The sequence below is a fragment of the Priestia sp. ABM2_011 genome (assembly GCF_056158845.1).
In genome coordinates this window covers 1,308,672-1,324,502 of sequence record NZ_JBSWUB010000001.1, presented here as the reverse complement: position 1 = coordinate 1,324,502, position 15,831 = coordinate 1,308,672, and the positions used below count along the sequence as shown (strand labels likewise).

The following is a 15,831-nucleotide window of genomic DNA, read 5'->3' as shown; positions in this document are numbered from 1 at the left end:
TCTGCTTTTATTCATCAATCTGATCTGTTAACAATGTCGTATAGCGTGCAGCTACTTTCGGATCCATTTTTTCTAAGATTGCCGTTCTTGTACTTGCTTTGAACTGCTTAAGCATCGCGACCGCTTTGTCTTCTTTTAATTCGGCAAAAATGAGCGCTGCATTTTTAGGAGACATGTTTTCATAGGTAGCAATGACATCTTTTTTCGCCAGCTGATTGTTCTTTTGTTTTTTCGCTTCGTCATCGGCTTTTTCTTCCATATCGCGCATTTCAATTTTTAGTTCATCCATTTGACGATCTTTTGTACTGATCGTTTTCTCATAGGCTGAAATTTGCTTTTCTTTCGTGCTCAGCTTCTTTTGAAGGCTCTCAACCTGCTTTTGTATTTCTTCATTGCTTTCTTGAATATTTTCATTTTTTTGTGACTGCTCACTTGATACAAATGGAATGGCGTGTGTAACAGCAGAAACCTTATCATTTATATTGACGCCTAAAAGTGTCAGGACAATGTAAGCTGCCAAGATGAGGAACACCGCTGGAATAAAGATTAAAAATAAAAACACCTGGCTTTTACTGTAAGATTTCCCATCTTCATAGTTTTCTTCTTCGTACTCTTCTCTTAATTCTTTTCGTTTAGCCATGTTTTTCACCTAATTTCTATGCAGCATGTACTGCTGTAAAGACAGCTCATCCATTTGCTTCGCTTCTAATTGTTTTTCCGCTGTTATATAAGAATCGTAGTCTTTCTTTTTTAATTTTTCATACTTCTTTACTTCTATATTCTTTTCTTCTAGCTTCAGTTTCTTTAAGTTCATTTGCTGTCTGGCAAACATGACCTCTTGTTGCAGCCTTTCAATCACTCGTTCGGCACTTGTTAAAAACTGCTGAAATGATGTAATTTCTAAAATAGAAAGCCCCTGCTTCATTTTGCCCGTATGCTGTTCAATCAGCGTTTCTTTTTCTTTTAACTTTTTATAAAGCTTTTCACCCGCTGTTTCAAACTGCTGTAGGGACTGATTATATTGAGATAGCAGTTCATCTTTTTCATTTGACTTAATTGCCATTATTTTAGATAACCTAAATTCATATGCCATATTTACTCACCTTTCACAAACAGTTCACAGAGCTTTGTTACACTTGTTTCAAACGATGGATGTTCGTTCGTTTTTTGCTTTAAAAATGCCTCAATGACAGGATGATAGTGGATTGCCTCATCAATGTAAGCAGAAGATCCTCTTTTGTAGGCACCTATGTTAATTAAGTCTTCAGAATTAGCGTAGGTAGCCATTAATGAACGCAGTTTTTCAGTTGCTTCTTTATGCCGTTCACTTACGATATGGTTCATCACGCGACTAACGCTTTTTAAGACATTGATGGCCGGATATTGACCTTTATTGGCAAGCTCCCTGTCTAGTACAATATGTCCGTCTATAATGCCTCGCATCGTATCCGAAATAGGTTCGTTCATATCATCACCGTCTACTAATACAGTGTAAAAAGCGGTAATAGATCCATGTTGATTAGTCCCTGTACGTTCAAGCAGCCTTGGCAAGCTAGCAAAAACAGATGGTGTATAACCTTTGGTAGTCGGAGGTTCACCTACGGCTAATCCAATTTCTCTCTGAGCCATTGCTACACGGGTAACAGAATCCATCATCATCATGACGCTCAGCCCCTCATCTCGAAAGTATTCAGCAATAGAAGTAGCTGTATATGCTGCTTTCATTCGAAGTAGAGCAGGCTGATCCGAGGTAGCAACTACTACAACGGAGCGCTTTAACCCTTCCTCTCCAAGATCTCGTTCAATAAATTCTCTAACTTCTCTTCCTCGCTCGCCTACAAGGGCAATGACATTGATATCTGCTTTTGTATTACGAGCAATCATCCCGAGCAGCGTACTTTTCCCAACACCGCTTCCTGCAAAAATACCTATGCGCTGCCCTCGGCCTACGGTTAACAAACTATCAATCGCCCGTACACCTACTTCAATAGGCTGTTCAATAGGCGGGCGCTCTAAAGGATTAGGGGGGTCTTGATCGGTTAAAACAAAAGGCAAATAATGAGAAAGTTCAGACCCATCTAAAGGGTTGCCTAACGAATCAAGCACTTGACCTATTAACTCTTTCCCCACGCTTACCTGCAGAGGTTTTTCTGTTGTTTCCACTAGGCAGCCAGGTCCGATATATCGAACAGACGTATAAGGCATTAAAACGACGTGCTCACCGTTAAAACCAACAACTTCTGCACGAATTTTATCTCCTCGTTCACTGAGATGAATAAAACAAACATCTCCTATTGACGTTCTAGGTCCTTTAGATTCAATCATCATTCCTACTACTCGGCTGACTTTCCCGTACCGTTTAAAAGAAGATGTGCGCGGGATTTCATGAATGAGTTGTGCGACTTTCATGTTTACTCCCCTCTAACAAACGTTCTTTTAATTTTTTCTTCATTTCCGTTAACTGACTATCAAAAGAAGCAACAAGACGCCCATAAGAGGAATCGATGACACAATCCATTTCCTGAAGATTTTCATCTGCATAAATAAACAGCCCGGTTTCTCCGTTTAATAAATCGAACAGTTCTCGTTTATGTTCACATACATATGCATATTTTTTGGGAGAAACAAAAAGCTGGATTTCTTTATGTTCTCTAACTTCTTTTAAAGACCTTGCAACAAGTGATAAAAATGATTCATCTCTTTGAAGCTGCTCATTTAAAAGCGTTTCTGCTAGGGTGAAACCTAATTCAAAAATGACTTCTTCAGACTGATTTATATATTCGTAGTACTGATTCTTTGTTTCGTCAACAATGTTTCGCGACATGGCTAATACATGTTCGTACTCTTGTTTCCCTTGAAGCAGCCCTTCTTCGTACCCTTCTTCATAGCCGCGTTTTTTTTCTTGTTGAAACAGCAGCACCTTCTCTTCTTCCCACTGCTTTTTCAAACGTTCAACTTCGTTTTGAGCTTGTTTGCGGTAAGCGTCTGCCTCGGCCTTTATCATTTCAGCTTCACTATGCGCTTGTTCAATAACGTGCTGTGCATTTTCTTGCTGAAGATGTTCTTCTGTCGGCTCATCTTGTATCGGAAAACCAAATGGAATGACTTGAATGTGCTTAGCATTTTCGTCTGAAAGTTTGTTCGTATAAGTTGATTTAATGATATTAGACAATAATATCGTCTCCTCCACCTCGAGCTAGTACAATTTCACCAGCATCTTCTAAACGTCTAATTGCAGCAACGATACGTGACTGGGCTTCCTCTACATCTTTCAAACGCACAGGGCCCATAAATTCCATTTCTTCTTTAAACGTTTCCACCATACGGCTAGACATATTTTTAAAAATAATAGATTTCACTTCTTCACTTGCTACTTTTAAGCTCAACAATAAATCATCATTTTCTACATCTCGTATCACACGCTGAATAGAACTGTTATCGAGCGTTACGATATCCTCAAATACAAACATTCGCTGTTTGATTTCTTCTGCTAATGCCGGATCTTGAATTTCAAGCGTATCAATAATAATTTTTTCAGTCGCTCGGTCCACTCCATTTAATACTTCAACTACTGCTTCTAAACCACCTGTTTGGGTATAGTCTTGGGTAACGGTAGCTGAAAGCTTTCTCTCTAAAATTTGCTCCACTTCATTAATGACTTCCGGAGACGTACTTCCCATCGTTGCAATCCGCCTTGCAATATCCGCTTGCCTTTCCTGAGGCAGTGATGATAAGATTTGTCCTGCCTGCGGCGGTTCTAAGTAAGATAAAATAAGGGCAATCGTCTGAGGATGCTCATGCTGAATAAAATTTAACAGCTGCATAGGATCAGCTTTTCTGGCAAAGTCAAACGGACGAACTTGCAAAGAAGAAGTTAATCGATTGATAATCATCATAGCCTGCTCTGGTCCAAGTGCTTTTTCTAACACCTGTTTCGCATAGCTTACTCCTCCTTTTTCAAGGTAGTTTTGAGCAAGCGTTATTTGTTCAAACTCATGAAGCACAGCTTCTTTTAGGGACGGCTCTACCTTTCTCACTGAAGAAATTTCAAGCGTTAGTTGCTCAATTTCATCTTCACTGAGATGTTTATAGATAGAAGCTGATACATCCGGACCGAGAGAAATCAACAAAATTGCTGCTTTTTGCTTTCCAGTTAACTCATTTTTTTGCATAGCCTTTACCATTAGCTTTCCTCCTAATCCTCACTAATCCATGTTCGCAGCAGCTTTGCAAACTCTTCCGGGTCTTGCTTCGCTAACGTTTCAAGATTGCTTTTTGTTTGCTGTTCAGCACTTAAAACAGGGGCTTTTTGTGCCGCTTCATATGCTTCAAAAGTTTCATCATACTCTTCATCATATTCGTCTTCATCTAAGTCTTGACGCCTTTTCCTAACCAACAGCACAATAAGAACAACAATAATAAGCAGCAGTGCTCCTCCGATTATATACATCCACAATGGAATCGAACTTGCTGTGCTGTCAGCTGTTTCTTGTCCATTAAACGGCTGAACGGAAACGGTAACCTTATCGCTGACCGCGTTATCCGAGAGAGCTTTCGTATTTGCATCTTTTGAAATAGAAGTACGGACAATTGTACCTAACATTTTTTGAACGTCTGACTCAAGTGTATCGGACACTTGTGATTTCCCTTTTGCATTGGAGGGATCTATCATTACTTGAATGCCAAGGTCTTGAATTTTGTATGGACTTTCAACGATTTCTTTATGAATTCGATTCACTTCATAATTAATACGTTCTTCGTTTTTTTCGTAGTCTCCGTCTCCACTTGCTGTGCTAGATGAGTAATTTGTTGTATCTTCTTCTCCTGTTCCAGCAACGCCTCCATCTTGAGCATTTTTACCAGAAAATGTTTCATTGATTTTTTCAGCGCTAACGGCAATTCCTTGCATATTATCTTTATCAACAGGCTCTACTAGCTTTTCTTCGCGATTTTCCTGTGTAAAATCAAGATCTGCTGTAACAGAGACCATTACTTTGTCTTGACCGACCAGTCTTCCTAGCATTTGCTGTACTTGACGCTGAATATCCCGCTCAACTTCTTTTTTCGCTTCGTTCTGCGAAGCAAATGAGCTAGAAGCTGAATCCGTTTCATTTCCTTTTAAATCAAAGTACTCAAAATATTGGTTCATAATGACGATATTATCTGTAGGAAGGTTTGGCACACTTTTGGATACTAAATGATAAAGAGATTTAATTTGCTGATCATCAAATTTATAACCAGCCTTTGTATTAAGCACAATCGATGCAGAGGCTTCTCCCTGCTTTTCATTCGCCCATACACTTTCATTGGGAAGGGTAATCATCACTTTTGCATCGTTGACTCCTTGAATGTTTTTCATTAAGTTAGCCAATTCAGTTTGCATCGCATCGAGTTTTAACACATCAAATTCATTGTCTGTCATACCAAAGCTCGCATTTTTCCCAAAAAACGAATAGTCGATACTTCCGCTATCAGGAATTCCTTGTGCAGCTAAATCAACTTTTAGCGAGTCAACGCTTTGTTCAGGCACCGAAATGGTTGTTCCATTATCAGAGATTTCTGAAGGAACGCTTCTAGCATCAAGCTCTGCTTTGATTTGTCCTGTTTCTTGAGCCGATAGATTGCTATAAAGAGGGACAAATTTATCTTTGTTTAAGAAAACAGATGCTAAACTAATGACTAGAATAGCCGCAAGAGGAGCAGCGATAAGGGCTATTTTCTGTCCTTTTTTGCGGTTATTCCAAAAGACTTTCATCTTATCTCGATAAAGAGCTATTCTTTCATTCATGGTATTCCTCCGGTTATTACTATTTTCATTTTCTTTAATAACCGCTCAATTACATTTGCATTCTCATCATTTCCTGATAGGCTTCAACAGCTTTATTGCGTATTTCAAGAGCCGTTTGCATCGTAATACTTGCTTTTTGAGCAGTAATCATTACATCTTGGAGTTCGACATTTTCTCCTTTAGCAAGCTTTTCAGTCGCTATATCCGAAGCGCGTTGAGCATTGTTTAACTCATTGATTGAGTCTTTTAAAAACGTTGAAAACTGTTGAGTTGTTTGTCCAGTGCCAGTCGAAGCGGCTGTTTTTGCTATTGCTATTTGATTGCTGATACCATTAATCATTTTATCGCTCCTTTATTTTCCAATTTCTAACGTCTTTGTTAATATACTTTTGTTTGTATTAAAGACCGTCACGTTTGCTTCATAGGATCGAGTAGCACTAATTAAATCCGTCATTTCCTTTAAAGGATCTACGTTCGGCATCTGCACGTACCCTTGGTCATTCGCATCTGGATGCGTCGGATTATATACTAAATTAAAAGGAATATTATCTTCTACGATATCTGTGACTTTTACACCGTTGTTTTGACTTTTATTGATTTCGGAGTGTAAGAGAGACGAAAAAGAAGGCGAACGATCAGACTGCATGACAACCATTTTTCTTTTGTAAGGCTGCCACTCACCATTAACGTACGTCCCTCTTGTCGTTTCAGCATTCGCCATGTTAGATGAAACAACGTCCATCCTTAAACGATTGGCAGTTAAAGCTGAAGATGTAATATTCATATTTTGAAAAATAGTCAAACTTATTTCCCCCCTCTAATGACTGTTTGAAGAGAATTAAATTTTCCGTTTAAACGATCTACTAGCGCCTCATAGTAAATTTGATTTTCAGCCATATCCGCCATCTCTTTATCCATATCCACATTGTTTCCATTTGCTTGATAGGAAGTGTTTCCTTGCTGGGTAATCACTCGCTGGGATGAATCGGAAAATGGGATATGTTTTGAATCAGTCTGATATGCTTCTAACTCGTTATGTAATAAATCTCGAAATTCACTCGTACGCGATACTGTTTTCGATTTATAATTTGGAGTATCAACGTTTGCTATATTTTGTGCAATCGTCTGCTGCTTTTGTGACGCGTAGCTAATTCCATTTTCAATTGTTTGAAAAGTAGTTGAAAACAAACTCAATTCTTACACCTGCTTACCTATTCTATTTTTCTCAAAAATGAGACAAATTTCGACTTTAGTACCATAGAACTTATTGTAAGAAAAACTTCATGCAATGTCTATCCTTTTTTAAGAACTTTTGGACTATAAACCAAAATTTTCATTCGATTTCCAAGCATATTTTAACATCAATGCTGTACTTTAGCTCTATTTTTTTAATTTAAAATCAAAATACATACCATAAGTCCTGAACAATATGTAATAAAAGTAACGATTTGTAATCAACTAGTATCTTTTTACTATTTAAAGATTCTATAATATAATTTTTAGATTTTTATATGAAGTTTGTTAAAGATTTATAAAAATAGTGAACGAATCGTCTTAACCCAGAGCGAACCTTTTCATACTGAGAGCATATAAAAAAAGCACACGGGCTTTGCCCGTGTGCTTTTTGGTTCATAAACTTAGTTAGATTTTAATTTTTCAAGCTCTACTAAGAATTTGTTGTTAAGAACTTTAATGTAAGTTCCTTTCATTCCTAGCGAACGTGATTCAATAACGCCAGCACTTTCTAATTTACGTAGCGCATTTACGATTACTGAACGTGTAATTCCAACGCGGTCAGCAATTTTACTTGCGACTAATAGTCCTTCATTTCCATTTAACTCTTCAAAGATGTGCTCAATAGCTTCTAACTCACTGTATGATAATGAGCTAATTGCCATTTGTACAACAGCTTTGCTACGCGCTTCTTCTTCAATCTCTTCTGCTTTTTCACGAAGAATTTCCATACCTACTACCGTTGCACCGTATTCAGCAAGGATTAAATCATCGTCTTCGAACTGACGGTCTAAACGAGATAGTACAAGCGTACCTAGACGCTCTCCGCCTCCGATAATTGGAACGATTGTTGTTAGTCCTGCATCAAATAAGTCTTTATTTTCAACTGGGAAAGCTGTATATTGACTTTCAATGTTTAAATTAGAAGATGTTTCTTGAATGTTAAATAGGCTTTGAGTATATTCTTCTGGGAACTGGCGTGCTTCTAACATATCTTTCATGCGCGCATTCTCAATTTGCTGTTTAACAGCGATTCCTAATAATTTACCGCGACGACTTACTACGAATACGTTTGATTCGATCACTTCGCAAAGTGTTTCAGCCATTTCTTTAAAGTTTACTGGTTTACCAGCTGCTTTTTGTAGCATTGCATTAATCTTTCTAGTTTTCCCTAATAAATCCATTAGTACTCTTCCTCCTGCGATTTCAGTTCTATAAAATAAATTGACTCAAATCTTTGTTTTTAGCGATTTTTTCTAATTTTTCTTCCACATACTGCGGAGTAATCACAATTTTCTCTAATGTTACTTCTGGTGCTTCAAACGATAAATCCTCTAGCAAACGTTCTAAAATCGTATGAAGCCTTCTTGCACCAATATTGTCTGTATCTTGATTTACCTGATATGCAATTTCTGCAATCTTACGTATAGCATCGTCAGAAAATTCAATTTGTATACCTTCAGTTTCCAATAATGCCGCATATTGCTTTAATAACGCATTATCTGGCTCTACTAAAATGTTTATAAAATCTTCAACGGTTAGCTTCGTTAATTCAACGCGAATTGGAAATCGACCTTGCAATTCTGGAATTAAATCCGACGGTTTTGATACATGGAAAGCACCAGCTGCTACAAATAAAACATGATCAGTTTTGACTGCACCATATTTGGTAACAATCGTTGATCCTTCTACAATTGGTAAAATATCTCGCTGCACGCCTTCACGTGAAACATCAGCGGAAGATGAATTACCACTTTTTTGAGCAATTTTATCAATTTCGTCAATGAAAATAATTCCGTATTGTTCTGCACGATTCACAGCTTCTTGCGTCACTTCATCCATATCAATCAATTTTTGCGCTTCTTCATTTGTTAATACTTTTCGTGCATCTTTAACAGTAAGTTTGCGCTTTTTTTGTTTTTTAGGCATAAAATTGCTTAAGGCATCCTGCATGTTCATGCCCATTTGTTCCATACCCGAACCTTGTAACATATCAAACATAGAAGGCTGTTGCTCTTCTACTTCAATTGTGACATAATGATTTTCAAGCTCTCCTAGAGCAAGCTGATGAGCAATCTGCTTGCGCTTCGTTGCAATATTCGTTTCCTCATCTTGATCAGGATCCGCATCGCTTGACTGTGTACCGTTTGAAAAAATCATTTCAAACGGATTTTTAAACGATTGCTGCTTCTTTTTGCTTGGAACAAGAAGCTCCACTATCCGCTTGTTTGCATTTTCTTCTGCACGATCACGCACGCCGTTCATTTTTTCTTCTTTCACAAGTCGAACTGACGTTTCCACTAAATCACGAACCATTGATTCCACATCGCGTCCTACATATCCAACTTCCGTAAATTTTGTTGCCTCAACTTTAATAAAAGGTGCACCGACAAGCTTAGCTAAGCGGCGTGCAATCTCGGTTTTACCCACACCTGTAGGACCAATCATTAAAATGTTTTTCGGCACAACTTCATCACGTAAAGATTCGTCTAGCAGACCGCGGCGATAGCGATTTCGCAGCGCAACAGCGACCGCTTTCTTTGCCTTCGTTTGACCAATAATATACTGATCGAGCTTTTCTACAATTTGTCGAGGTGTTAAATGAGAATTCATAAAAAAATCCCCTTTCCTACAGTTCTTCTACAATAATATGATCATTTGTATAAACACATATCTCACTTGCTACATCTAAAGCTGCTTTTGCAATTTCTTTAGCTGTTAAATGTTCGCCTGCATGTTGTTTTAATGCACGTCCCGCTGATAAAGCATAATTTCCGCCTGATCCAATTGCTAAAATGCCGTCGTCCGGTTCAATAACTTCACCCGTTCCTGATACTAACAGTAAGTTATCTTTGTTCATAACAATAAGCATTGCTTCTAACTTTCGCAATACTTTGTCACTTCTCCATTGTTTAGCAAGCTCCACGGCTGCACGCTGAAGATTTCCGTTATACTCTTCAAGCTTCGTTTCAAATAATTCAAAAAGAGTGAATGCATCAGCTACTGAACCTGCAAAGCCGGCAAGAACTTGCCCTTGAAATAGACGTCTTACTTTTCGAGCAGTATGTTTCATCACAACAGCATTTCCAAACGTTACTTGTCCGTCCCCAGACATGGCACATTGACCGTTATGCTGAACTGCAAAAATCGTAGTAGCATGGAAAGTAGACAAATTAACTCCTCCTTTTATGCGCGAGGATGGTGATTCATATAAACTGCCTTTAAACGATCCTTCGTCACATGTGTGTATATTTGAGTGGTTGATAAATGTTCATGACCTAGCATTTCTTGAACTGTACGTAAATCTGCCCCTTCATTTAACATATGAGTCGCAAAAGTATGCCGCAAAACGTGTGGACTAATATGTATATTCTCAGCGGTTTTCTTTACTAACTGATCAATGACTAAGCGTATGCCTCGGTCTGTCAACGGTGTCCCCTTATAATTTAAAAAGAGCGAATGAGTATCAGAAGGAGCCTTTTTTAAAAGAAGCTTTCTTCCATTATCTATATATACTCTAAGAGCGTCCTTGGCATAACAGCCAAATGGCACGTACCGTTGTTTTTTCCCTTTGCCATATACGAGCAAAGTTTGAAGTGAAAAATCTATATCGCTAAGCTTAATAGATGCACATTCACTCACTCGTATTCCGGTGGCATACAGCAATTCTAAGAGAGACTGATTACGCTGCCCTAACGGAGTTGTTAAGTCATTCATTTGAAATAATTTCACAATCTCCTCTTCATACAGGAAGCGAGGATTTCTCTCTTCCTTTTTAGGAAGGGTAACGAGCGCAAATGGATTATCTTCTACTAATTCTTCTCTATTTAAGTAACGATAAAACGTTCTCAAACAAGAAATTTTGCGTGACATCGATCTTTTTGAATACTGCTTTTCATATAGGCGTGTTAAAAACAGCCTTGCATCAGCATATGTAACACTTTGTAGGTTTTGTATTTGCTCTTCCTGCATAAAAGACATGAAGATACCTATGTCTTTTTCATAGCAGTCAACTGTATATTTTGAATAATTTTTCTCAATTTGTAAATATTCTAGAAAGGAATTTAATACATCTTTAACAAATTCCAATGTTATCACCTCACAAGGGCTACTAAATATTATCACAATTAAGTAGCCCTTGCAAACAATTTTGATTATTTTGTTGTAAAATTCTGAATAGTTTCCAATGCTCGTTTAGCCAGCGTTTCATTTCGTTCTTGTTTGTTTTTGATTCGCACTTCCAATTCTTTGAATAAGCCAAAGTTGGCATTCATCGGCTGGAAGTTTTTGGCGTTTGTATGTGTGATATAGTGAGCCATACTGCCAATCGCTGTTTCCTGCGGCAATACAACCAATTCTTCACCAAGCACAAGTCGAGCCGCGTTCATTCCTGCCATTAATCCGCTCGCAGCTGATTCTACATATCCTTCTACTCCCGTCATTTGTCCAGCAAAGAATAAGTCATCACGCTCGCGATATTGATACGTAGGCTTTAACAATTTAGGAGAATTAATAAACGTATTTCTATGCATAACCCCGTAGCGTACTACTTCTGCATTTTCTAAACCTGGGATTAAGCTTAATACTTCTTTTTGTGCTCCCCATTTTAAATGTGTTTGGAAACCTACAATATTATATAGTGTACCTGCTGCATCATCTTGACGAAGCTGAACAACTGCATAAGGTCGCTTTCCTGTTTTCGGATCTTCTAACCCAACTGGTTTCATTGGTCCAAAGAGCATTGTTTTTTCTCCGCGTGAAGCCATTACTTCAATTGGCATACATCCTTCAAAATAAATTTCTTTCTCAAATTCTTTTAAAGGAACCGTCTCTGCATTGATTAATGCTTCATGAAAGCGCTGGAATTCTTCTTTTGTCATCGGACAGTTTAAATAGGCAGCTTCCCCTTTGTCATAGCGAGATTTAAGATATACTTTATCCATATCAATGCTGTCTTTTTCAATAATAGGTGCAGCCGCATCGTAAAAATATAAATAATCTTCACTTGTTAACGCGCGCAGCTGTTCCGATAAATCTTTTGACGTTAGCGGACCTGTTGCAATAACAGTTGGTCCCTGTGGAATTTCCGTAATCTCTTCATTAACAACCGTTACGTTCGGATGGTTTTTAACGCTTTCCGTCACACGAGAGGCAAATTCGTGACGATCAACAGCCAGTGCTCCACCTGCTGGAACCGCACACTCGTCTGCTGAACGAATAATGACAGAGTCTAATAATCGCATTTCTTCTTTTAGCACACCCACTGCATTTGTTAATGTATTCGCACGCAGTGAATTACTACATACTAATTCAGCAAATTTGTCCGTATGATGAGCAGGTGTTTGCTTTACTGGTCTCATCTCATAAAGACGGACTTTCAAACCGCGCTTTGCGATTTGCCAAGCTGCTTCACTTCCAGCAAGACCTGCTCCAATAACATTAATTACTTGTTCATTCATTGTAAATCCTCCAACTTCATTTCTATCTTTTCTATCATTTTGCTTATTCATTCACTTGTCTTTTCCTTTTTTAACGGGACAAAGAAAATGCGACATTACTCAATGTCGCTAATAACGTTTCCATTTTAGCACATGAAGCAATGTCGCCGCATCTTATATAACTGCTATTTTTAAATTTAAAGTGTGGGAATTCATCCCATTCTCTTTTACTGCTGAGCTTCCTCTTTATAATCACAACTTGTACAGACGACTTGAGTTCCTTTTTTCTGTTTCTTCTCTACAAGCAGATTTTCACATTTCGGACATTTTCTTGCAATCGGTTTATCCCAAGATACGAAGTCACAGCCCGGGAATCGATCACAGCCATAAAATGTACGCTTTTTCTTCGATTTTCGCTCAACGATATTTCCTTCTTCACATTTCGGACACTTTACGCCAATCTCTTTTACAATTGGCTTCGTGTTGCGACAGTCAGGGAAATTAGAGCATGCCATAAATTTTCCGTAGCGTCCCATTTTGTATACCATAGGTGAACCGCATTCTTCACAGTCTTCTCCGGCAGGTTCATCTTTAATCTCCACTTCGCGCATTTCTTTTTCAGCATGTTCTAAGCGTTTTTCAAAATCACTGTAAAATTCGTCAATAACACGCACCCATTGAACATTACCATCTTCCACTTCATCCAAATCGTTTTCCATTTTAGCTGTAAACTCTACATCTAAAATTTCCGGGAAAAACTCCAATACAAGCTCTAGTACAATTTCTCCAAGTTCTGTTGGAACAAAACGCTTGTTATCGAGCGCTACGTATCCGCGCTTTTGAATCGTATCAAGTGTTGGAGCATATGTAGACGGTCGGCCAATGCCTAGCTCTTCTAATGTCTTAACTAAACGAGCTTCTGTATATCTTGGCGGCGGCTGTGTGAAATGCTGCTTTTCATCGATGTCCTTAGAATAAGCTACTTCTCCTTCTTCTAAGTCTGGAAGAAGATTTTCTTTTTCCTCCACTTGATCATCATTGCCTTCAACATACACTTTCATAAAGCCTGGAAATTTAACTTTTGAGCCGTTCGCTCTAAATGTTACGTCTCCATTTTTCAAATCTACAGCCATTGTATCCATAATGGCAGGTGCCATTTGACTAGCAACGAAGCGCTCCCATACTAACTTATACAGTCGATACTGATCACGCGATAAGAACTCTTTTACCTCTCCTGGTTTACGAAGAGCTGAAGTTGGACGAATCGCTTCGTGGGCATCTTGCGCATTTGAATTCTTCTTTTCTTTACGCTTTTCCGTTGCCACAAACTGATTTCCGTACGCGTTCGTAATGTAATCTCTAGCTTCTGTTTGAGCTGTTTCTGAAATACGAGTAGAATCGGTACGCATATACGTGATAAGACCTACTGTACCTTCTTTTCCTAAATCAATTCCTTCATATAATTGCTGCGCAATCATCATCGTTTTTTTCGCTCGGAAGTTCAGTTTCCGTGCTGCCTCTTGCTGTAATGAAGACGTGGTAAAAGAGGGAGCCGCATTACGCTTTCGCTCACGTTTTGTTACTTTAGAAATTGAAAATTCGTTTCCATCTAATTGTTTAACAATGTTGGTTACATCATCTTCATTCGATAGCTCTACTTTTTTCCCTTGATATTCGATTAACTGGCCTTCAAACTGGTCGTTCCCTTTTTGAAAAGTTGCTTTTACCGTCCAGTATTCTTCTGGGATAAACTTTGCAATTTCTTTTTCACGATCAATAATTAACCGCACTGCAATTGATTGAACCCTTCCGGCACTTAATCCTTTTTTCACTTTTTTCCACAGCAATGGACTGATATTGTAGCCAACCAGCCTGTCAAGAATACGTCGTGCTTGTTGAGCATCTACTAAATCCATATTAATTGCTCGTGGATGTTTAAAAGATTCTTTAATCGCTTCTTTTGTAATCTCGTTAAACACTACGCGGCAGTCCGATGCAATGTCTACATCCAAACTGTGCGCCAAATGCCATGCAATCGCTTCTCCTTCACGGTCTGGATCGGCTGCTAGGTAAATCTTTTTTGCTTTTTTAGCCGCTGTTTTTAGTTCTTTTAAAACCGGGCCTTTCCCGCGAATTGTAATATATTTCGGGTTGTAATCTTGTTCAATATCAATTCCCATTTGACTTTTAGGTAAATCGCGAACATGTCCCATCGATGCTTTTACTTTATATTTCTTTCCTAAATAACGTTCAATTGTTTTAGCCTTTGCAGGCGATTCTACAATTACTAGGTAGTCAGACATCTATTTGTTCCTCCTCAAGAGGTAGAATAAAATCTTCATTATTATTAAATATTTGGTTCTTGTTTGTCAAATGTCAAAAAGATAAGTCATACGATTTTCCTACGTATCTCACTAGTATTTCATACCATGCAAGAATATGACTACTTTGAAACATTCATCTTATATACATCATTTCATCTGTAATATCAGCAGCGCTTTGCACAAGTTTTGCCCCTAATTGGATTAACTTATTCGTTCCACATGATGTTTCTTCAAAAATAGAACCCGGTATGGCAAATACTTCTCTTCCTTGCTGAAGCGCCTGGTCGGCGGTAATAAAAGATCCACTTCTTTCTTTTGCTTGCACCACCAACGTGCCTCCTGTTAATCCGCTAATGATTCTGTTTCTGCGAGGGAAAAACCATTTCGTCGGCTTCATAAACGGGGCATATTCAGAAAGCAGCAAATGATGCTGCGCAATTTCTCTTGCTAAATTTTGGTTTCCTCTTGGGTAAATATTATAAAACCCTCCGCCTAAAACTGCAATCGTTTTAGCTTTTTCAGCGATAGCCAGTTCATGAGCAGCCTGGTCAATTCCTAAGGCTAGCCCACTCACAACGACAAATTCTTCATGCAGCATCGGCTTAACAATACGAGTTAAAGCTGCAGTTCCATATGAAGTAGGATTTCTTGTTCCTACAACGCTTAAGCTTGCCGGAGCGTGTAGAAGAGACAAGTTCCCCCTTGCAAATAATACCCAAGGCGGATCATAAATATGGCGCAAAAGTTCAGGATATTCATCATCTAAGATGGTGACACATCGAATATTCTCAGCGTCATATTTATCTAGAATATCTCGTATTGGAATAGTTTGCAAATCTTTTTTTATTTGATTAGCACGTTCAATCGAGAGAGTCAATAGTTTTTGAAGCTGTGATGGAGAGTACTCGTAGAGATTTTGTAATGAAGAATTCTGTTGAAGTAGCGTAAAAATTTGTTTCCAATTAACAGATGGACAATGTGCTAAATGAATTAATTTTTCCCGTAAACCAGACATTCTACAATCTCCTTTTTAAATGGACAAAATAGC

The 15,831-nt window shown here is 38.3% G+C and carries 16 protein-coding genes; all 16 read right to left on the bottom strand.

Annotated features, from left to right (window positions below):
• Nucleotides 1-7: 7 nt before the first annotated feature.
• The 16 genes from ACXAE4_RS07005 to dprA all read right to left on the bottom strand — a co-directional run bounded on the left by ACXAE4_RS07005 (nucleotide 8) and on the right by dprA (nucleotide 15,798).
• Nucleotides 8-640: a MotE family protein gene (locus tag ACXAE4_RS07005; RefSeq protein WP_033579781.1), complete on the bottom strand. Its 633-nt coding sequence runs from the start codon at nucleotides 638-640 to the stop codon at nucleotides 8-10.
• 9 nt (nucleotides 641-649) lie between these two features.
• On the bottom strand, nucleotides 650-1,093 hold the full coding sequence (gene fliJ, locus ACXAE4_RS07000; protein WP_028411429.1) for a flagellar export protein FliJ: 444 nt from the start codon (nucleotides 1,091-1,093) through the stop codon (nucleotides 650-652).
• Nucleotides 1,094-1,095: 2 nt separating this feature from the next.
• Complete coding sequence (gene fliI, locus ACXAE4_RS06995) at nucleotides 1,096-2,409, bottom strand: flagellar protein export ATPase FliI (RefSeq protein WP_289578385.1); 1,314 nt, start codon at nucleotides 2,407-2,409, stop codon at nucleotides 1,096-1,098.
• Complete coding sequence (fliH, locus tag ACXAE4_RS06990; RefSeq protein ID WP_033579779.1) at nucleotides 2,384-3,172, bottom strand: flagellar assembly protein FliH; 789 nt, start codon at nucleotides 3,170-3,172, stop codon at nucleotides 2,384-2,386. The genes fliI and fliH overlap by 26 nt, the downstream gene beginning before the upstream one ends.
• Entirely contained in the window at nucleotides 3,165-4,184 is a 1,020-nt protein-coding gene (fliG, locus tag ACXAE4_RS06985; protein WP_475235726.1) for a flagellar motor switch protein FliG, read from the bottom strand. The genes fliH and fliG overlap by 8 nt, the downstream gene beginning before the upstream one ends.
• Before the next feature lie 11 nt (nucleotides 4,185-4,195).
• Nucleotides 4,196-5,788 (bottom strand): flagellar basal-body MS-ring/collar protein FliF, encoded by a 1,593-nt coding sequence (fliF, locus tag ACXAE4_RS06980; RefSeq protein WP_475235724.1) that lies wholly within the window; start codon nucleotides 5,786-5,788, stop codon nucleotides 4,196-4,198.
• Nucleotides 5,789-5,837: 49 nt separating this feature from the next.
• The gene (gene fliE / locus ACXAE4_RS06975; protein WP_028411433.1) at nucleotides 5,838-6,128 is read right to left on the bottom strand and encodes a flagellar hook-basal body complex protein FliE; all 291 of its coding nucleotides are present in this window, start codon (nucleotides 6,126-6,128) and stop codon (nucleotides 5,838-5,840) included.
• A 12-nt stretch (nucleotides 6,129-6,140) separates the two neighbouring features.
• Entirely contained in the window at nucleotides 6,141-6,590 is a 450-nt protein-coding gene (gene flgC, locus ACXAE4_RS06970) for a flagellar basal body rod protein FlgC (protein WP_289578387.1), read from the bottom strand.
• A gap of 2 nt (nucleotides 6,591-6,592) precedes the next feature.
• Complete coding sequence (gene flgB / locus ACXAE4_RS06965) at nucleotides 6,593-6,982, bottom strand: flagellar basal body rod protein FlgB (protein WP_028411435.1); 390 nt, start codon at nucleotides 6,980-6,982, stop codon at nucleotides 6,593-6,595.
• Nucleotides 6,983-7,425: 443 nt separating this feature from the next.
• Nucleotides 7,426-8,205 carry a GTP-sensing pleiotropic transcriptional regulator CodY gene (gene codY / locus ACXAE4_RS06960; protein ID WP_013058882.1) on the bottom strand — a complete coding sequence of 260 codons (780 nt, stop codon included), beginning with the start codon at nucleotides 8,203-8,205 and terminating at the stop codon, nucleotides 7,426-7,428.
• A gap of 28 nt (nucleotides 8,206-8,233) precedes the next feature.
• A complete protein-coding gene (gene hslU / locus ACXAE4_RS06955; RefSeq protein ID WP_013084801.1) occupies nucleotides 8,234-9,634 on the bottom strand; it encodes an HslU--HslV peptidase ATPase subunit in 1,401 nt (466 codons plus the stop codon).
• A 16-nt stretch (nucleotides 9,635-9,650) separates the two neighbouring features.
• Nucleotides 9,651-10,193, bottom strand: a complete 543-nt coding sequence (gene hslV / locus ACXAE4_RS06950) for an ATP-dependent protease subunit HslV (RefSeq protein ID WP_013058884.1) — start codon at nucleotides 10,191-10,193, stop codon at nucleotides 9,651-9,653.
• Nucleotides 10,194-10,207: 14 nt separating this feature from the next.
• Nucleotides 10,208-11,110, bottom strand: coding sequence for a tyrosine recombinase XerC (gene xerC / locus ACXAE4_RS06945; RefSeq protein WP_014458427.1), 903 nt, complete (start codon nucleotides 11,108-11,110; stop codon nucleotides 10,208-10,210).
• Between the two features lie 65 nt (nucleotides 11,111-11,175).
• Nucleotides 11,176-12,480 carry an FADH(2)-oxidizing methylenetetrahydrofolate--tRNA-(uracil(54)-C(5))-methyltransferase TrmFO gene (gene trmFO, locus ACXAE4_RS06940; RefSeq protein ID WP_028411436.1) on the bottom strand — a complete coding sequence of 435 codons (1,305 nt, stop codon included), beginning with the start codon at nucleotides 12,478-12,480 and terminating at the stop codon, nucleotides 11,176-11,178.
• Between the two features lie 206 nt (nucleotides 12,481-12,686).
• Entirely contained in the window at nucleotides 12,687-14,762 is a 2,076-nt protein-coding gene (gene topA, locus ACXAE4_RS06935) for a type I DNA topoisomerase (protein WP_028411437.1), read from the bottom strand.
• A 154-nt stretch (nucleotides 14,763-14,916) separates the two neighbouring features.
• Entirely contained in the window at nucleotides 14,917-15,798 is an 882-nt protein-coding gene (dprA, locus tag ACXAE4_RS06930) for a DNA-processing protein DprA (protein ID WP_033579776.1), read from the bottom strand.
• Nucleotides 15,799-15,831: the final 33 nt, after the last annotated feature.